Source organism: Solwaraspora sp. WMMA2059 (assembly GCF_027497315.1).
In the GTDB taxonomy this organism is placed as follows: Bacteria; Actinomycetota; Actinomycetes; order Mycobacteriales; family Micromonosporaceae; genus Micromonospora_E.
The window spans coordinates 5,274,266-5,292,117 of record NZ_CP114908.1; the positions used below are offsets into that span (position 1 = coordinate 5,274,266).

Genomic DNA, 17,852 nt, shown 5'->3' on the forward strand with positions numbered 1-17,852 from the left:
TCGCTCATCCCGCGCTCCCCAGTGCGGCGGCGGCCGCGGTCGCCAACCCGATCAGCAGTACGCCGGCGAGGACCATGGTGACCGCCCGGGGCAGCGGGGCGGTGTGCCGGCGGCGCAACCAGTCACCCAGCCCGGTCACTGCCCGGCCGGTGCCGGTGACCGCGCCGTCGACGCCGGACTCGTCGCCGACCCGGGCCGCAGCGGCGAGCGCCGTCACCGGGCGTACCACGACGGCCCGCTGCACCGCGTCGAGCCAGAACGCCGCCGCGAACGCCGGCCGCAGCGGGCCGAGCGCCCGCGCCGGGTCGGCGGCCGGGTCACGTCGGTGCAGCCACACCGCCGCGCCGACGCCGACGGCCAGCAGCAGCACCGGCAGCACCAGGTCGGAACCGAAGTGGACCAGCCCGTCCGGCGGGGCACCGAGCCAGCCGGTGAAGGTGGGGCTGAACGCGGCCAGGCCGAGCAGCCCGGCCGGCACGGCCAGGGCCAGCACCGGCCAGCGCATCAGCGCCGGCGGGTCGTGCGGGTGGGTGCCGGCGGGCACCCGGGACGGCCCGAGGAAGGTACGCAGCAGCAGCCGGGTGGCGTACCAGGCGGTGACCGCCACCCCGACGAGACCGGCCGTCCAGACCAGCCAGCCCAGCCACGCCGGCACCGGCCCGTCGCCGGGGTGCCGGGCGGCTTCGGCGGCCGCGTACAGCACGCTCTCCTTGCTCCAGAAGCCGGCCAGCGGCGGCAGCCCGGCGAGCGCGCCGAGCCCGACGGCGGTGGCGGCGAAGGTGACCGGCATCGGCCGGCGCAGCCCGCCCATCGCCGACATCAGGTTGCTGCCGACGGCGTGGATCACGCAGCCGGCGGCGAGGAACAGCAGCGCCTTGAACGCGGCGTGGGTGAGCAGGTGGAACAGGGCGGCCGGTGGGGAGCCGACGGCCAACGCGCCGGTCATGTAGCCCAGCTGGGAGACGGTCGACCAGGCGAGCACCCGTTTGATGTCGTCGGCGGCGGTCGCCGCGAACGCGCCGAGCAGCAGGGTGACGACGCCGAGCACGCCGAGCAGGATCAGCGCGGCCGGGGCGGCGACGAAGATCGGGTAGAGCCGGATCACCACGTACACCCCGGCGGCGACCATGGTGGCGGCGTGGATCAGCGCGGAGATCGGCGTCGGGCCGGCCATCGCGTCGGGCAGCCAGGTGTGCAGCGGGAACTGGGCGCTCTTGCCGGCCACCCCGGCGAGCAGCAGCAGCGCCGCCGTGGTGACCGTGGCCGGCGGGTAGTCGTGGGCGAGCACCTCGGCGATGCGGAAGCTGCCGGCACCGATGCCGAGCACCGCGATGCCGAGCAGGAATCCGACGTCACCGACCCGGGTCACCAGGAACGCCTTCATCGCCGCCGCCGGCGCCTCGGGCAGCCGCCGGTCGTGCGCGATCAGCAGGTACGAGCAGGCGCCCATCACCTCCCAGCCGACCAGCAGCATGATCAGGTCACCGGCGACGACGACCAGCAGCATCGCGGCGGTGAACAGACTCACCTGGGCGGCGTACGCCGGATAGCGGTCGTCGCCGGCCAGGTACGCGACGGAGTACAGCTGTACCGCGAGCGCGACCGCGCCGACCGCGACGGCGACCAGGGCGGCGGGGCCGTCCAGCCGGACGCCGAAGGTGACCGCCAGCCCGCCGACGTCGACCCACGACCGGGACTGCTCGACGGTCGGTGCCCCACTGGCCAGCAGCGCGACGGCGACGGCCAGCGCGGCGGTGGCACCGCCGACGCCGAGCCCGGCGGCGACCCGCCGTCGGGTGGCGGTCAGCGGGTCGGGTCGCAGGCTGACCAGCAGGCCGGCCAGGGCGGCCGCGAACGGTACGGCGGGTAGCAGGTGGCCCAGGGTCGACCCGGTCACCGGGTCACCTCCTGCCGCTCGGCGACGCTGCCAACCTGCACGGCAGCGGTGTCGGCCGGCGGGTCTGCGTCGGCCCGCCCGTCCGCGTCACCGTCGAGTGGCACGTCGTCGACGACCACGCTGGACCGCAGCCGGTACAGGTGCAGCACGATGGCCAGCCCGACACCCACCTCGGCGGCGGCGATCACGATGATGAACAGGGCGAACGTCTGCCCGGTGTACGGCAGTGCGGCGCGCACCGTGGTGTCGGCGGTGACCAGGACCAGGTTGACGGCGTTGAGCATCAGCTCGACCGACATCAGCAGCAGGACGGCGTTGCGGCGGCGCAGCACGCCGTAGACGCCGAGCCCGAACAGCGCGGCGGCGACGAGGTACGGGATGACCGGGCGCATCAGCCGCGCCCGCCCGGCCCGGCCTGCCCAGCCGGCTCGCCCGGCCCGGCCCGCCCAGCCCGCTCGGGCTGCGCGCCGACGTCGGGGCGGGACAGCACGATCGCCCCGATCAGCGCGGACAGCAGCAGCACCGACAGCACCTCGAAGGGCAGCACCCAGCTGCCAAAGACGGCCGCGCCGAGCCGGTCGGCGGTGCCGGCGTCGGGCAGCTCGACCCGCGACCAGCGGTACGCGTCGACGAACAGCGCGGCCAGCCCCAGCCCGGCCCCGCCGCCGATCAACGCGGCCGGCCAGCCGGGCCGGTCCAGGTCGGTGGCGGCGCCGATCGGCGCGCGGGTGAGCATCACCGCGAACAGCAGCAGCACCACGACCGCGCCGACGTAGATCAGCACCTGCACCCAGGCGACCAGTTCGGCGGTCAGCACCAGGTACAGGCCGGCGACGGCGCCGAGGCAGCCGACCAGGTACAGCCCGGCGCGGACGATGTGCCGGGTGCTCACCACCAGGGCGGCGGCACCGACGGCGACCGCGCCGAGGGCGAGCAGCAGCACGTCCGTACCGGTCACGTGGTCGCCCCACGGGCAGGCCGACCGGGCGCGGCGGCCTTGCGTGCGGCGGCGGTCTCCTCTTTGGCCGGTTCGCCGTTCGGGTCGTGCGCCGGTGGCGGCGGTACGCTCGCCATCCACTCGCCGAGGTGTTCCTTGTCGTGCAGCAGGTCCCGGATGTCGTACTCGGCGTACTCGAACTCGGGCGACCAGTAGAGCGCGTCGAACGGGCAGACCTCGACGCAGATGCCGCAGTACATGCAGAGCGAGAAGTCGATGTCGAACCGGTCGAGGACGTTGCGCTGCCGGGCCCGTGCCGCACCCGGCACCTGCACTTCCTCCTTGTGCGAGTCGATGTAGATGCACCAGTCGGGGCATTCGCGGGCGCAGAGCATGCAGACCGTGCAGTTCTCGGCCAGCAGCGCGATGACCCCACGGGAGCGGGGCGGCAGATCGGGGGCGACGTCCGGGTACTGCTGGGTGTGGGCCGGGGAGACCATCGTCTTGAAGGTCGTCGCCAGACCTTTCAGCAGCCCTTCGCCGTGCCCGCCGCGGTGCCCGCCCTCGCTGCGCCCGGCACCGCCGTGTCCGGTGCCGCCGTGTCCGGTGTCGTGCTCCTCGCCGCTCATGCCGGTCGTCCGCCGCGTCGGTCCATGCGCCTCATCCTGCCGAATCCGTGCCGGGCACGCGAGCATCTGATCTCCGTTGCCGTCGATCTCCGCTGTCTGCGGTCTCCGTCGCCGATTGCCACGCCGTCACCAGCGGCCGAGGCAGGCGTGTTCCGGATCCGGTTCGACGACCGGCGGCTGCGGGTCCGGGCCGGCGGTCAGGTCGACCAGCGCCCAGGCCGCCGTCGACCAGCGGTCGGCGGGGAAGTCGCGGATCTCCACGATGGTGCCGTAGTCGGCGAACTCGGCGGCGACCCGGGTCGGGTAGTCGTCCGGCGCGCTGCTGAGGCTGCGGCCGTGCACGTACCAGACGCGGTCGACGTCACCGAGCCACTCGCCGAACGCCTGCGGGTCGCATTTGCCGTGATCGGACGGGTACAGCCGCACGGTGTGTGGTGCCAGGTCGTGCCGTGGTCCGTACCAGACGACCATCCGGTAGCTGAACCAGTAGAACAGCACGAGGTCGCCGGGTTGGGCACGGGCGGCCACGTCGGCGAGCGCGGCGGGGCCGGCGTCCTTCATCTGTGGGTCGACCACCTGCCGGTACGCCGCGACGGCCGCCGGGTGGGCGATCACCGGCAGCACGGCGACGGCCAGCATCAGCACCACGGACGCCACCGCCACCCGGCCGGCTCGCCGGGCCCCGGTACCAACGCGCGAGGTCAGCCCGGTGCCGACCCGGGAGGTCAGCCGAGTGCCGGCGTGCAGAGCCAGCCGTACGCCGCCGTCGAGGCCGGCGACCACCAGGATCACCGTCGGGGCGATCAGCCAGGTCGCCACCCGGTCGGCGAGCGGCAGACCACGGGCCGCCGCAGCGGCCACTGCCACCAGCAGGGTCCCGCCGAGCATCGCCGCCCACAGCGACCGGCGACGCCAGATCAGCACGGCGACGCCGGCCACGGCCAGCAGCAGGACCAGCAGCGGTTGACGCCAGTCCAGGGTCACCGTGACGAAGCTGGACCACATCCGGGGCAGCCAGGCGAGGATGTCCACCGGCCCGGAGCCGGCCGGCGGGGTGCCGTCGGCGAAGTAGTCGGACTGGCCGGGCATGAACGGGAACCGGCGACGGCGGTCGATCAGGTAGCCGGCGAAGGCGACCGCCGGCGCGGAGCCGGCGAGCAGGACCGCCACGTCGGTCCAGCGTCGGCGCAGGGCCAGCAGCAGGGTCATGCCGGCGACGGCGGCGGCGAGCACCAGCACCGCGGTCAGGCTGACGAAGACGGCGACCAAGGTGGCCGCCGCCCAGCCGACCGGGAGCAGCCAACGGGACCGGCCCCGGCGGTGCCCGACCGAGGCCAGGTACCGGTCGCCGAGCAGCAGCACCGCCAGGGCGACCGCCGATTCGACGGCGTACTGCTTGAGCTCGCCGACGTAGGTCAGGATCATCGGCGCGGCGGCGATCAGCGCGGTCGCGGCGACCGCCGCCCACCGCCCGACCACCCGGCGGGTGATGATCGCGGTCAACACCAGGACGGCCAGCATGCCGGCCAGCGACGGCAGCCGCAGCACCCGTTCGCCGTCGCCGAACGCCAACCACAGGGTCTTCTCCAGCCACAGCCAGCCGACCGGGGCGACCTGCTGGAACTCCATCCCCCGGGTCAGTTCCAGGAAGGTGCGGCGCAGGTTGATGGCGATGGCTGTCTCGTCGTTCCACAGCCAGTTGCCGGCGGCCCAGACCGCGATCTGCCCGGCGGCGCCGACGGCCAGGGTCACGGCGAGGGCGATCCGGGCCGGCCAGCGCAGCCGGTCCCGGGGCGGCTGGCGTAGCCGGTCCCCCGACGGCCCACCGCTGCCGGCCGGCGGCGGCTCGTCGGGCCGGTCGGCCGGACCGTCCACACGCTCCTGGGTGGACGTGGCACCGGTCATCCGATGGCCACCTTCACCCCTGCCGTGAGCACCAGCTGGGCCAGGGCGAGCGGCACCAGCACCAGCCAGCACAACCGTTGCAGCTGGTCCTCGCGCAGCCGGGGGAACGACACCCGCACCCAGATGATCACGAACGCGACGGCGAAGACCTTCAGCAGCGTCCACAGCCAGCCGAGCTGTTCGACGCCGAACGGCCCCTGCCAGCCGCCGAGGAACAGCACGGTGGTCAGCGCGGCGATGACGACGATGCCGGCGTACTCGGCGAGCAGGAAGAACGCGAACCGCAGCCCGGTGTACTCGGTCAGGTAGCCGAAGACCAGCTCGGAGTCGGCGATCGGCATGTCGAACGGTGGGCGGCGGATCTCGGCCATGCCGGCGAGGAAGAACACGATCAGGGCGGGTGCCTGCCAGAGCAGCCACCAGGGCCGCCACGCTTCGACGATGCCGGACAGCGACAGGGTGCCGGCGGCCATCGCGACGCTGGCGGCGGCGAGCACCAGCGGCAGTTCGTAGGCGAGCAGCTGGGCGGCGCCGCGCAGCCCGCCGAGCAGGCTGTACTTGTTGGCCGACGCCCAGGCGGCCATCAGCACGGCGACGACGCCGACACCCATCACGGCCAGGACGAAGAACAGGCCGACGTCGAGCGGCTGGCCGACGAGGTCACCCGGCCCGAGTGGGATGACGAGCAGGACCAGCAGGTACGGCACCAGGGCGATCGCCGGGGCGAGCCGGAACACCGGCCGGTCGGCTTCACGCGGGGTGATGTCCTCCTTCTGCACGAACTTGACGCCGTCGGCGATGAGTTGCGCCCAGCCGTGGAAGCCACCGGCGTACATCGGGCCGAGCCGGCCCTGCATGTGCGCCATCGCCTTGTGTTCCAGCTGCCCGACGAGCAGCGGCAGGGTGAGGAACGCGACGACGACGGCACCGACCCGGATCGTCAACTCCAGCCAGAGCGGCATCAGTCCGTACCCCCGCCGGGTCGGGGTCGGTCGGGGTCGGGCCTGCCGGCCGCGTCGGGGTCGGCGTCGGGCGCGGACCTGGCGGCCTGCGGACCCCATTCGGTCGGCAGCGGTACGCCCGGTGGCCGCATCGGGGCCCGCCGGGCTCCCCCGCCGCCGCCGGCCGGTTCGCCCGGTTCCTTCGCACCCGGCCACGGCTTGGCGACCCGGGCGGCGAGGACGAACTCCTTGCGCAGCGGGTGGCCTTCGAACTCGGGGGGCAGCAGCAGCGGGGTGAGGGCCGGGTGGCCGACGAAGTGGACACCGAACATCTCGTAGGTTTCCCGCTCGTGCCAGTCGGCGCCGGGGAACACGTCGACCACGGACAGCAGCTCGGGGCGTTCGCGCGGCACCCGGGTGCGCAGCAGCAGGCCGTGCCGGTGCCGGGTGGACCACAGGTGGGCGACGATCGCGAAGCCGTCGTCGAGCTCGTCGACCGCGGAGAGCCAGTCGAAGAAGTCGCAGGCCAGGTCGGCGTCGTCGCGGGCGGCGGCGAGCGCGGCCGGCCAGCTGTCGGCGGGTACGTCGACGGTGGCGCGGGCGTACCGGTCGCCGCCGCCGGAGACCGTGGCGGTGACCTGCGCGGTGACCTGCGCTGCCTCCGACGCAGCCGCCGGCTGGTCGAGCAGGCTGACCAGGTGCGCGCCGATCTCGTCGGGGGTCATGGGTCTGATCCTAAGGGCGCGGTGCGCCGGAGACCGCCCCCTGCGGACCATGGCGAAGGTCAGGGCGCGAACGCGCCGGGCAGGTCTGCCTCACCCGGAGCAGGCGCAGCCGGGGCAGGACGAACCACACGACCGGTCAGCTGGTCGCGGCGACGGACGAGGTAAGCGGTCTCAGCAGTGTTGCGGGACAGCTCGATGGCCCTTCCGTACGCCGCCCGGGACGGTCCGCTGCGGCCCAGCCGACGCAGCAGCTCCGCCCGGGTGGCGTGGAAGGCGTGGTAGCCGTCCAGCGGCAACGCGTCCACCTCGGCCAGGGCGACCTGCGGGCCGTCGATCTCGGCGAGCGCGATCGCCCGGTTGAGCCGCACGATCGGTACGGGGTCGAGCCGTACCAGCTGGTCGTAGAGCGCGACGATCTGCGACCAGTCGGTGTCGCGGATGTCGCGGGCATCGGTGTGGACCGCGTTGATCGCGGCCAGGAGCTGGTAACGCCCCGGTGCCTGGCCGGTGGCCAGGCGTGCCCGGACCAAGCCGTGACCTTCGGCGATCAGGTCCCAGTCCCAGGCGCCCCGGTCCTGCTCGGCGAGGGGGACGAGGACACCGGTTGCCGACACCCGGGCGGGTCGGCGTGCCTCGGTCAGCAGCATCAGCGCCAGGAGTCCGACCGCCTCGCCGTCGGCCGGTAGGAGCGCGTGAACCAGCCGGGCGAGCCGGATCGCCTCGCCGGTCAGGTCGGTGCGGACCGCCTCCCGGTCCGGGTCCGAGGTCAGGTAACCCTCGTTGAAAATGAGGTAGAGGACGGCGAGCACGCCAGTGACCCGGGCCGGGACATCCGCGCGCAGCGGCACACCGTACGGGATCCTCGCGGCCTTGATCTTCGCCTTGGCGCGGGTGATCCGCTGGCCCATGGTGCTCTCCTGGACCAGGAAGGCGCGGGCGATCTCGGCGACGGTCAGCCCGCCGACCAGCCGGAGCGTCAACGCGACCCGCGCCGGTACGGCGAGTGCCGGATGGCAGCAGGTGAAGACGAGGCGGAGCCGGTCGTCGTCGATCGCGCCGAGCTGCTCGGCGGGGCCGGACAGCATCAGCGCCTCCCGGTGCTTGTCTCCGCGCCGAATGTCCCGCCGGATGCGGTCGACGGCCTTGCGCTGGGCGGTCGTGGTGAGCCAACCGTTGGGGTTCGCTGGGACACCATCGACCGGCCAGCGGTGCACGGCGGCCGCGAACGCCTCGGCGGCCATCTCCTCGGCGAGATCGAGGTCGCCGAAGCGCCTGGTCAGGGTCGCGACCAGCCGGGCCCAGTGGGCTCGGTAGGCCCCGGCGACGGCCTCGTCCACGTCGGTCATGCGGCCAGGAACGGCCGCAGCTCGACTCGGCGGTTGCAATGCTTCGAGCCGAGGGCTGCGAGCCGCAGCGCGACGTCGAGATGTGGTGCGGTGATCACCCAGAAGCCGGCGATGTACTCCTTCGACTCCAGGTACGGTCCATCGGTGATCACCGCCTCCTCGGCGCGGCCGTCGACGACGGTGGCGGTGGACGGTGCGGCGAGGCCACCGGCGAACACCCAGTGACCGTCGGCCACAAGCTGCTCGTTGAAGGCGTCGATCGCGGCCATCTCGGTGGGCGTAGCGCTACCGGTCGCCTCGTCCAGCACGGAGATCAGGTACTGCGTCATGGTCGTCTCCTGTCTGCAGCTGTCTTCAGGTGGCCGCCCTCCGGAGGCTGCCCCATCCTCATTACGCGCGCGAGGGCCGCGATCCGACACGACGCCCGTGCCGCGATCGAAACTCAGCCCGGCTTCGCGGTGTAGCTCCCCGCCGTACGGGGCAACCCGCCGGCATGCGTGCGCTGACTGTCACCCCTGGCAAGGCCGACTCGCTGCGGCTCGTCGACGACGCGCCGGAGCCGTCACCCGACGAGGGTGAGATGCTGGTCGAGGCGGTCGCGGTCGGCATCTGCGGCACCGACGGGGAGATCCTCGCCGGTGACTACGGCGAACCGCCGCCGGGCCGGGACACGCTGGTCCTCGGCCACGAGTCGCTGGGCCGGGTGATCGAGGATCCGAGCGGGACGACGCGGCCGGGTGACCTGGTCGCCGGGATCGTCCGGCACCGGGATCCGGTGCCCTGCCGGTACTGCGCGGCCGGCGAGTGGGACATGTGCACCAACGGGCGGTACACCGAGTGCGGGATCAAGGGCATCGACGGGTTCGCCCGGCAGCGGTGGCGGGTGCCGGCCGAGTACGCCGTACCGCTGCGGCCGGAGCTGGGGCTGGCCGGGGTGCTGCTGGAGCCGACCAGTGTGGTCGCGAAGGCCTGGGACCACGTCGACCGGATCGGCGCGCGTGGTTTCTGGGCGCCGCGGCGGGTGCTGGTCACCGGGGCCGGCCCGATCGGGCTGCTGGCGGCGCTGCTGGGCGTGCAGCGTGGTCTGGAGACGCATGTGCTGGCCCGGGGCACGTCGGGGCCGAAGCCGGAGCTGGCCCGCCGGCTGGGTGCGACGTACCACGCGGTGCCGGTGGATGAGCTGGACTTCGACCCGGACGTCATCATCGAGTGCACCGGCGCGCCGCCGGTGGTGCGTGAGGTGTTCAACAGGTTGGCGCCGAACGGCATCGGCTGTCTGACCGGGATCAACACCCACGCCCACCACACCGAACTGGACCTCAACGAGTTGAACCGGTGCCTGGTGTTGAAGAACAACGTCATCTTCGGCACGGTCAACGCCAACCGCCGGCACTGGCAGCAGGCCGCCGACGCGCTGGCCCGCGCCGACAACGACTGGCTGACGAGCATGATCACCCACCGGTACGGTCTGGACGACTACCAGCGGGCGTACGCCGAGGAGGAAGGCATCAAGACGGTCATCGAGTTCTGACCGTTTCGACCCCTCAGACCCAGGGCAGCTGGCCGTTGCGGAACAGGTCGACGAAGATCCGGTGGTCGGTGCGGGCGCGGGCACCGTACCGGTGGGCGAAGTCGACCAGGCCCGCGACGAAGCCGGCCTCGTCGGCGTCGATCGCCGCGACGATCGCCTCCTCGGTGGAGTAGTCGACCAGGTCGTGGCTGGACTCGTCGTCGGCGACCGAGTGCATCCGGGCCACCGAGTGGGCCAGGTCGGTGACGATGCCGGTCAGCTCGGCCTGCTCGTTGACGTCGGACCAGTCCAGGTCGGCGGCGTACGGCGAGACTTCGGCGACGAGCTGGCCGACGCCGGCCAGCTCGGTGTAGCCGAGCCACGGGTCGGCGTGGGCCTGCAGCGCCCGCTGCGACTCGGCGGTCCGGTGGCCCTGGTGCCGGAAGTACGACCGGACACCTTCGTCGTGGACGTGCCGGGCGACGGCCGGCACCTGGGCCTGCTTCATGTAGACGACGACGTCGTTCTCCAACGCCTGGGTGTGGCCTTCGAGCAGGATGCTGTATGACGGCAGCCCGGCCGAGCCGATGCCGACGCCTTTGCGCAGCACGATGTCCTTGATCTGGGCGGCGACGGCGCGACCGCCGCCGGCCCGGTGCGGCAGCGTGGCCAGGTAGTCGGCGAAGGCGGCGGTGACCGCGGCCCGGGTGTCGTCGTCGACCTCGTACACCCCGTCGCGGATGATGAACCGCCGCTCGTAGTCGTTGATGGTGGTGAGGTTCTCCAGCAGACCGACGCGGGTGTTGAGCCGGGCCTCCTGCAGCACGTGGCGCAGCACGCCGGTGGCGTTGGCCAGGGTGATCGAGCCGATGGCCTCTTCGCCGCCGGCGACGATGGCCCGCAGCTCGGCCAGGTAGGCGGTGGCGAACTCGCGTACCAGGGTGCCGATGATCTCGTCGGAGAGCGCCTTGGCGTAGCCGATCAGGGCGAGGCTGGCGGCGAATCGGCGCAGGTCCCAGATGAACGGGCCGACGTACGCCTCGTCGAAGTCGTTGACGTTGAAGACCAGCTCGCCGGAGCCGTTCATGTAGGTGCCGAAGTTCTCTGCGTGCAGGTCGCCGTGGATCCAGACCCGGCTGGTCTGCTTGTCGCAGAAGCTGTCGTCGTTGAACGGCCCGTCGGGCTCGGTCTGGTCGGCGTAGAACAGGCAGGCGGTGCCCCGGTAGAACGCGAACGGGCTGGCGGCCATCTTGCGGAACTTGCGGCGGAAGGCGGCCGGGTCCACCGCCATCAGCTCGCCGAACTCGGCGGTCAGGGTGTCGACGATCTGCGTCGCGCGCTGAGAATCACTCACGTTCGCGCAGGCTACCGCGTTTCAGCAACCGCGCCACTGAGCGCCGGGTCAGATCCCGGCGGTACGCCGGGTCAGCTCGCCGGTCGGTCTGGTTCTGGCTGGCGGGCCGGCTCAGCTCGGCGGCTTGACGACCGGTGCGGTGAGCCGGTCGACCGGCGAGGCGAGCGGGTCGGGCCGGTGCACGCCGCCGATGCCGGAGCGCTCGGCGGCGATCTTGTCCTGCAGCCGCAGGATGCCGTGCAGCAGGGCTTCGGGCCGGGGCGGGCAGCCGGGCACGTACACGTCGACCGGGATCAGCTGGTCGACACCCTTGGTCACCGAGTACGAGTCCCAGTACGGGCCGCCGCAGTTGGAGCAGGCACCGAACGAGATGACGTACTTGGGCTCGGGCATCTGGTCGTAGAGCCGCTTGATCGCCGGCGCCATCTTGTCGGTGACCGTGCCGGAGACCACCATCAGGTCGGCCTGGCGCGGCCCGTGGGCGAACGGGATGACCCCGAGCCGGATGAAGTCGTGCCGGCCCATGCTGGTGGCGATGAACTCGATCGCGCAGCAGGCCAGGCCGAAGTTGAACACCCACAGCGAGTAGCGGCGACCCCAGTTCAGCACGAACCGGATCGGCTCACCGAGCACCGCCGGCACCTGCACCACTCCGCCACCACCTCCTCCGGCCCCTGCTCCCACACGTCCGTGCCACCCAGTCAACCACAGTTCGCGGTGGCTAGCGCCGATAGCCGCCGAACAATAATATCCAAAACGGGCACTAGGACTCTAGTTACGTCTGCGATATCGTTGGATCACCCTCATGACCCCCACGGCGCACGGTCCACTGGATGACGGAACGACCGTGCGGAGTCGCGGTAGCGGGCGCCGCAATCGAAATCAGTGTCGCAAGATCTCCGAGACTTACGGGATCAGAAATTTCAGACACGCGACATGGCCTGTCACTGTCATACGACGCAATGTCGGCGGCCAAATAGACAAGCACCGCAGCCGTCCGACCCGTCTGATCTCGCAGAGCATCGGCCACAGCATCGACCGAACCTTTCGACGCGCCTGCGATCCGCTCTGGAGCATCCCGATGCTTAGAGTCGCTGCCAACAAAGTCAATTCGCGGCGAAGACCTTCTACTTCTGGTGATGATCTGAGCTTGACCCAGCCCTGGAATCATCCGACTCTCAACAGATTTGACAAGCTGCGGCCAGATCACAACGGCGCGTTGGAGGCGACCGCCATCGACAAGGTTCTGATAGAATCGGACCGTTGGGTCGACAACCTTTGTTTTGTAGTCCTCGTGCCACACAAGCGTCTTCAGCACGCGCAGGAACTCCTCAGCCGGAACGACGCCAACGAGCGCCTCGAAGGCCGTAGACGGATCCTCCGGCTTCCTCCTACTGGCCATGAACACCTTACGTTCCACAGTCGCTAATAGGAGCGGGAGGGCGGCTTTGAAATTCGCAGCCTTGGCGTCGGCATCCTTGCGAACGGGAAGTCCGTAATAGTCCTTAAGCCGACCAGCATCACCGGAGCTATCTATCTTTGCGTTGAACATTTTGGTGCGTCCGGTTGGCTTCAAATAAGGCAGATGCTGGCTAACAACCGGAGGAACCTGCCACGGCTCCAAGGTTGGAGTACCATCATCGTTGAATCCTTCATAGTCAAATAGCCGCTCACGCATCGCCATCTCGTCACGCATTAGACCCTCGAACGCTTCGTAGAGATCAACACGCCTAATGGCATCAAACGGGTCTCGCCTGATAAATAGCCGAACAAGGTCTCCGTAACCGTCTCTGAATCCGAACCAGCGGCCAGCCTGCATCAGAGTATCACCCTGGAGAGCTTTGCGAGTATAAAAGGAAATAGTCAGGCCCTCAACTGTAAACCCACGACTTAACTTGGTTCCACCAATGAGGATACGCCAGACACTATTTCGATCGAAGTCAAGCGCCTGCTGGTTCTTCTGAATATCCGCATCGCTGTTAACGATCAGGATCGGGTCCGCAACTTCCTTGATCCTATGAAATGCCTCACCAAGAGGACTTATCAGTTCATCGAAGGATGCAGGAACAGGAAGCCCTTTTGCCCGAGCAGCACAAACCAATTTATAGTCAGATACCCAGAGTTGACGCAAACGAACCAACGCCGCCGGTGTACCGTATTCTGCCTCCGCCCACACTTCACGCACAAGGTCCGCCTGCTCACGGTGACCCCTAGTATTTGTCGTCTCATGAATCAGCATCGTGTGGTGTCGAAAACAGCGCGTACCGTTCAGCTCACGATAAACCTTTATTGCACCCGAAAGCACAAAGGAATCTAGCGCAATCTGCATCTCCGCCTTGCGCTGCGAGTACTGACTGTCGCCAACATATTCCGGTGGAGGGCCAACTGCCCGGACGAACGCGCGCTCGTTCGAGGTAGCTGGATCCGTTTTGTCGTCCTCACTACTCCAGTGGACGTCATGGAAGTCTTCGACGCCCATGTATCCAGGGGGCCGGTCAAGCGCGAGGATGAAATTCTTGGGGAAGATGTTAGACGCATCATCAGGATCTACAAAAAAGTTGGCAAACGGCGTTGCCGTATACATCACCAACTGACCGCGCTTCAGATGACTAAGCAGATCAGTGATTGCAAGATTTATAGCGGTACGGTCGCGACTTTTTTTTGGATCTTTTGTGTTGATCGATGCCAAATCCGATTCGTCATCTATGATAAGGGCCGGTATTTCCGCCAACTTGTGCTTTAGCGGCTTCAGATCCTGGGCCAGTTTCTTAAGAACTCCTGCGTTCTTCTTCACAACGACCAATCGTGCGTCCGCAGGCATCAGATTATCAGGATCCCAAAATGGCTTCGAACGATCACGAAGATGGAACTGCATGCGACTAAGACCCTGCTTCAGCCGCTTGTAGTCATCATGCAAGAGTGTCATCCGCTCGATTCCAGGATATCCTCTTGTAATGAAGTTGTCACCATGACTGATGAACTTTCGATCGATCCAGTCGTCATCGCCAGCGTAGTCGAACTCCTCGGCGCCTTCACTATCATCCAGGCCTCGGATTAGATTCTCCACACCGACCAGCTCACGATCTAGTCGCCGTTGAGTCTGAGAACGCAGGAGTTCAACAGTCCCAGTCATCACAATTATTAAGCGGTAGCCAGCGTCGATAGCCTTGGCGATCACTCCGGTAAAATTTGCGGTCTTGCCACTCTGAACATAACCTACTACCAATCCTTTGGACTGGTAAGTGTTCTCAGAACTCGGATCGGAAATGCGTTCGATTACATCGTTGGTCGACTTATCGAGGGCCGCGACTGATTCGCCGGACCAACTGCGGTGCTGCATTAAATAGTCGCGATAATGTGGCCAGTAGAACGCGGATTCCGACCGTCTGACGTGATCATACCACGGCACCCATTTGGTGCTGATAACCGCAGAGCGCATTGTCGCCACCGGCGCAATATCGTCTAGCCTACTCGCCGCAGCACTCGGCATACCCAGCAAACGATAAATCAACCTTCGCCGGTCGCTAGTTCTTGGCGTCGTACACTCATCGCCGGAGTCCCATGTTGGGCTTACAGCGAAATCCCACTCTGCCAGAGCGAGCGCTAGTTGGCACACACCCCAGCTCTGCTGCTGGTTATAGTTATCGAGGAGCTCCTGAAGATCATCGATCGTCACGGCATCATCGCCCTCACGATCGATGTTCACGTACTTCAAAAGCGATGCCGGACCTTTCATCTTAAGAGCGGACACGGCCGAGACCAGGTCGGTCTCCCAGAGGCTAGGCGACTTCGGCATACTCTTAGATACTCCCACTCACAAAATGATTGGCAGGCGCGGGCGGTTCGGCTGGCTTTAAACTTGTGATGTCAACCGCATACGTCGCATCGAGCAACATACTCGGGTTCGCGCAACTAAGCTGAATTATTCTACGGTTGAGTGCAGGAAAATCGTGATCCACGAGGTAGGCCGCCGGTACGGATCGAAGCGTGAAGTGCTCCTGGTAGGCCGAACGGTCCCGCTCGCGCCATCCTGCGCGGACTAGCATTCGTTCGAGTTTTCCGCCCACGCCACCGCTAGCATCGCGGACATCTTCGATAAGCTGCGTGAGCGTACGGCCATGACTTGGGCTTGCCGATGTAAGTTGAACCGATATCAGCCACAAAGGCAATCCTGGTGATGGATTCAGCTGCTCCAGGCTGGTAATCTGATGACGACGTTTTTCTGAAGTGGTCGACTTGATTTCAAAACATGCTCCAGCGATGACGAAGTCATGCTCATTTCCATCACACCCCTTCCACGCGGCAATTGCGGCATCGGGCGTTATGGTTTTCAAACACGACTCTAGGAAAAGTAGCTCGCCGAAGAGCCCGACTTGCTTCTCCAATCCGAGAATGCCGTTCCGAGCAAATAGATCCTCAAATGTATTTAACGCCGATAGGGTTGCGGCCGAGAACGAAAGATTGTTTAGCTGAATTAGATCGGCAACGTCACTCATCAGCAAATATGCCTCACGACCATTCACCCCGTAGCTGATGGAGATCTCCGACCATTCCTCTCCGCCAGCTATAACGAACCTGCACTCCACGTGTGTATAGCTAGATACATCCGGCAGATCCTCAAAAGCACGAAGTGTTCGTAGTGACATTTCGCAGTTCAATGGGTCGAAGGTAACGAGGCATACCGGTTGGCCTGGTATAACAATCACCGCCGGGGCGGAGCGAACAAGATACTCCTCCAGCGCCGCGCGCGAGAGGTGTCGGCTCTCCTGACTTCTCAAGCTAGCGCGCCCCATTTCGATAATCAAGCTCGACCTGCACGGCAGCGCCGAGTACAGCATCCCACATCTCAACTAAGTCCTTGTCACGCGGTCCCCAATAGTGGCCTCCGAAGACCTTTTCGGTAAGAAGGAAGACTAGGGTCTTAAGCAACGGCGCGTCGCTCAGCCCTGTTCGCCCTCCAGTGAGCATCGTCCGGTAATACTTATTGAGGTAGATTACGCGTTGAACAGGGTCAAGTTCGATGAAGCGACCTTTTGGCAGTTGCCGCCAGCGGACCTCGACGGGTTCTTCGTGTCGGCGAATCGGTATCTCGGATCGGATCACCCGTCGAATATCTTCGTGGAGACCTTTCGAAGGCTCAGCAACAGGGGAACGTGCACGCCGAGTGCGGCGTCGTGATTCAACCAGGACGTCTTCAGCCCTCGCTATGTAGTCGGCGAATGACACTCGGACGTCAGCACGAGCCGACGCCGCAGCTTTAGCGATACCGACCCCGAGTTCGTGCGAGAACGTTATCCCACTTTTTTCTGGATTCATCCGGACATGCTTGCTTAGCACATCAAAGTCATCAATCACCACTCGAGCAAGGGATCTCTTCCGATCACCAACGATTACGTCATTCCATCCGCCGGCTTGCAACAACCTGTCGTTCCTATAGATATAGAAACCTTGAAACTCTGCGCCGTCTCGCCCGTAGAGCCGGAATGAAGGGCCGCTCGATTTTGGTGGAATTATGTGACAGACGAGCCGAATTTTCTCGCCTGCAATTTTGGCGTCGATAACCTTCGGATAGCCCGAGACAGCTGAGGCTCCAAATTCTAGTGGGTCAACCGCAACGACCGGTTCGGGCCATCCGGCTTCGCCGCGATCGGTGTCTAGTATCTCGACCTCGATCCGTAGGCGTCCGGACTTGATGAGTCGATGATATATCAGACCCAGGTGCATTCGAGTTCGCGTCCTGGCACCCTCCATCCAGTCATCACTCGCCAAGGCGGTAAATTTCGGAAAGCGCGTATGGGACCACTTCACGATAGTGCCGGATTTAGCGCCTATCCGGTCGAGGCGCCTTATTGCGTCATCCCGAAATGAGTCTGGCAGGAGAACATCGCACCCATAGTCTCGCTGTACGTCTTGCTGACGCAAACGACGACCATGATAGGTTAGTCGGTCTGTAGTTGTGTACAATGCGAGGGTGCTAGCATGACTGAATGATGCAGCCTTGAGTCCGATTCCGAAATGCCCCTGGTCACGCCGATTATATTTACGCTGACGCCCAAGGCGCATAGCCTCATCGACTTGCTCGTCGTTCATCCCTTCGCCGTTGTCAATTACCACAAGCCCCACCGGGCTACGATTAGAGGTCTCAAATTGTATTAGGATCCGAGAGGCATTAGCGTCGATACTATTATCGACCAGGTCGGCGATCGCAGACTCGAGCGTGTGATGCATTCCGAGACTCTTAACCAGCCCTGGATCAGGTTCCAGGATCCGTCGTTCGAGGATGTCACGGCCGTCGCTCACTTTGCTCATCCTCTCAGCGCAACGGGGACCATCGTCAGCCGCCCATGGCGACCGCGACACGCAGCCACGGCCACTATGTCCGATGTCTGTAGTACCTGCCGAAGCACGACCACACGCAACGTAACGGCAAGCTCGCACGGTGCACATGTAGCCGGACTTCGCATCCTTTGATCAATCACCCTATGCGATCGTGTGCTGGCAACACCAGGGTGGACCAGCCGGCTGAGCGCCTATCCGCTAAGTAGACGTGGCTAACCGCAGGCAGGCAGGGACGTAGGCTGCGCCAGACCAGGGCAGCGGCTTGGAGG

General features: G+C 66.6%; 15 protein-coding genes. 1 reads left to right on the plus strand and 14 read right to left on the minus strand.

From position 1 onward, the window contains the following. Positions 1–4 precede the first annotated feature (4 nt). The 9 genes from O7553_RS24195 to O7553_RS24235 all read right to left on the minus strand — a co-directional run bounded on the left by O7553_RS24195 (position 5) and on the right by O7553_RS24235 (position 8,709). Positions 5–1,897, minus strand: coding sequence for an NADH-quinone oxidoreductase subunit L (locus tag O7553_RS24195; RefSeq protein WP_281551910.1), 1,893 nt, complete (start codon positions 1,895–1,897; stop codon positions 5–7). Beyond that, a complete protein-coding gene (gene nuoK / locus O7553_RS24200; RefSeq protein WP_281551911.1) occupies positions 1,894–2,289 on the minus strand; it encodes an NADH-quinone oxidoreductase subunit NuoK in 396 nt (131 codons plus the stop codon). The genes O7553_RS24195 and nuoK overlap by 4 nt, the downstream gene beginning before the upstream one ends. Beyond that, complete coding sequence (locus O7553_RS24205; RefSeq protein WP_281551912.1) at positions 2,289–2,855, minus strand: NADH-quinone oxidoreductase subunit J; 567 nt, start codon at positions 2,853–2,855, stop codon at positions 2,289–2,291. The genes nuoK and O7553_RS24205 overlap by 1 nt, the downstream gene beginning before the upstream one ends. Next, positions 2,852–3,463, minus strand: coding sequence for an NADH-quinone oxidoreductase subunit I (locus tag O7553_RS24210; protein ID WP_281551913.1), 612 nt, complete (start codon positions 3,461–3,463; stop codon positions 2,852–2,854). Before O7553_RS24210 ends, O7553_RS24205 begins: the two co-directional genes overlap by 4 nt. 126 nt (positions 3,464–3,589) lie before the next feature. Beyond that, the gene (locus O7553_RS24215) at positions 3,590–5,368 is read right to left on the minus strand and encodes a hypothetical protein (protein WP_281551914.1); all 1,779 of its coding nucleotides are present in this window, start codon (positions 5,366–5,368) and stop codon (positions 3,590–3,592) included. Beyond that, the gene (gene nuoH, locus O7553_RS24220; RefSeq protein ID WP_281551915.1) at positions 5,365–6,330 is read right to left on the minus strand and encodes an NADH-quinone oxidoreductase subunit NuoH; all 966 of its coding nucleotides are present in this window, start codon (positions 6,328–6,330) and stop codon (positions 5,365–5,367) included. The genes O7553_RS24215 and nuoH overlap by 4 nt, the downstream gene beginning before the upstream one ends. Further along, positions 6,330–7,034, minus strand: coding sequence for an NADH-quinone oxidoreductase subunit C (locus tag O7553_RS24225; RefSeq protein WP_281551916.1), 705 nt, complete (start codon positions 7,032–7,034; stop codon positions 6,330–6,332). The genes nuoH and O7553_RS24225 overlap by 1 nt, the downstream gene beginning before the upstream one ends. A gap of 59 nt (positions 7,035–7,093) precedes the next feature. After that, the gene (locus tag O7553_RS24230; RefSeq protein WP_281551917.1) at positions 7,094–8,380 is read right to left on the minus strand and encodes a DUF6596 domain-containing protein; all 1,287 of its coding nucleotides are present in this window, start codon (positions 8,378–8,380) and stop codon (positions 7,094–7,096) included. Continuing rightward, positions 8,377–8,709, minus strand: a complete 333-nt coding sequence (locus O7553_RS24235; RefSeq protein WP_281551918.1) for a YciI family protein — start codon at positions 8,707–8,709, stop codon at positions 8,377–8,379. The genes O7553_RS24230 and O7553_RS24235 overlap by 4 nt, the downstream gene beginning before the upstream one ends. Before the next feature lie 164 nt (positions 8,710–8,873). On the opposite strand from O7553_RS24235, the gene O7553_RS24240 reads away from it, so the two are divergent. After that, complete coding sequence (locus O7553_RS24240; RefSeq protein WP_281551919.1) at positions 8,874–9,911, plus strand: glucose 1-dehydrogenase; 1,038 nt, start codon at positions 8,874–8,876, stop codon at positions 9,909–9,911. 13 nt (positions 9,912–9,924) lie between these two features. Here O7553_RS24240 and O7553_RS24245 read toward each other — a convergent pair whose 3' ends face one another. From O7553_RS24245 to O7553_RS24265, 5 genes are all read right to left on the minus strand, one after another. Next, the gene (locus O7553_RS24245) at positions 9,925–11,244 is read right to left on the minus strand and encodes a DUF2252 domain-containing protein (RefSeq protein ID WP_281551920.1); all 1,320 of its coding nucleotides are present in this window, start codon (positions 11,242–11,244) and stop codon (positions 9,925–9,927) included. A gap of 111 nt (positions 11,245–11,355) precedes the next feature. Next, the gene (locus O7553_RS24250) at positions 11,356–11,892 is read right to left on the minus strand and encodes an NADH-quinone oxidoreductase subunit B (protein ID WP_281555732.1); all 537 of its coding nucleotides are present in this window, start codon (positions 11,890–11,892) and stop codon (positions 11,356–11,358) included. Between the two features lie 127 nt (positions 11,893–12,019). Beyond that, positions 12,020–14,980, minus strand: coding sequence for a Z1 domain-containing protein (locus tag O7553_RS24255; RefSeq protein ID WP_281551921.1), 2,961 nt, complete (start codon positions 14,978–14,980; stop codon positions 12,020–12,022). Positions 14,981–15,044: 64 nt separating this feature from the next. Further along, positions 15,045–16,082: a PD-(D/E)XK motif protein gene (locus O7553_RS24260; protein ID WP_348651182.1), complete on the minus strand. Its 1,038-nt coding sequence runs from the start codon at positions 16,080–16,082 to the stop codon at positions 15,045–15,047. After that, a complete protein-coding gene (locus O7553_RS24265) occupies positions 16,024–17,544 on the minus strand; it encodes an ATP-binding protein (RefSeq protein ID WP_281551923.1) in 1,521 nt (506 codons plus the stop codon). The genes O7553_RS24260 and O7553_RS24265 overlap by 59 nt, the downstream gene beginning before the upstream one ends. Positions 17,545–17,852: the final 308 nt, after the last annotated feature.

Excerpts from the sequence above, each read along its gene's own strand:
- nuoK (WP_281551911.1), bottom strand. The coding sequence starts at position 2,289 with ATGCGCCCGGTCATCCCGTACCTCGTCGCCGCCGCGCTGTTCGGGCTC.
- O7553_RS24210 (WP_281551913.1), bottom strand. The coding sequence starts at position 3,463 with ATGAGCGGCGAGGAGCACGACACCGGACACGGCGGCACCGGACACGGC.
- O7553_RS24215 (WP_281551914.1), bottom strand. The coding sequence starts at position 5,368 with ATGACCGGTGCCACGTCCACCCAGGAGCGTGTGGACGGTCCGGCCGAC.
- nuoH (WP_281551915.1), bottom strand. The coding sequence starts at position 6,330 with ATGCCGCTCTGGCTGGAGTTGACGATCCGGGTCGGTGCCGTCGTCGTC.
- O7553_RS24225 (WP_281551916.1), bottom strand. The coding sequence starts at position 7,034 with ATGACCCCCGACGAGATCGGCGCGCACCTGGTCAGCCTGCTCGACCAG.
- O7553_RS24230 (WP_281551917.1), bottom strand. The coding sequence starts at position 8,380 with ATGACCGACGTGGACGAGGCCGTCGCCGGGGCCTACCGAGCCCACTGG.
- O7553_RS24235 (WP_281551918.1), bottom strand. The coding sequence starts at position 8,709 with ATGACGCAGTACCTGATCTCCGTGCTGGACGAGGCGACCGGTAGCGCT.
- O7553_RS24240 (WP_281551919.1), top strand. The coding sequence starts at position 8,874 with ATGCGTGCGCTGACTGTCACCCCTGGCAAGGCCGACTCGCTGCGGCTC.
- O7553_RS24255 (WP_281551921.1), bottom strand. The coding sequence starts at position 14,980 with ATGAAAGGTCCGGCATCGCTTTTGAAGTACGTGAACATCGATCGTGAG.
- O7553_RS24260 (WP_348651182.1), bottom strand. The coding sequence starts at position 16,082 with ATGCTGTACTCGGCGCTGCCGTGCAGGTCGAGCTTGATTATCGAAATG.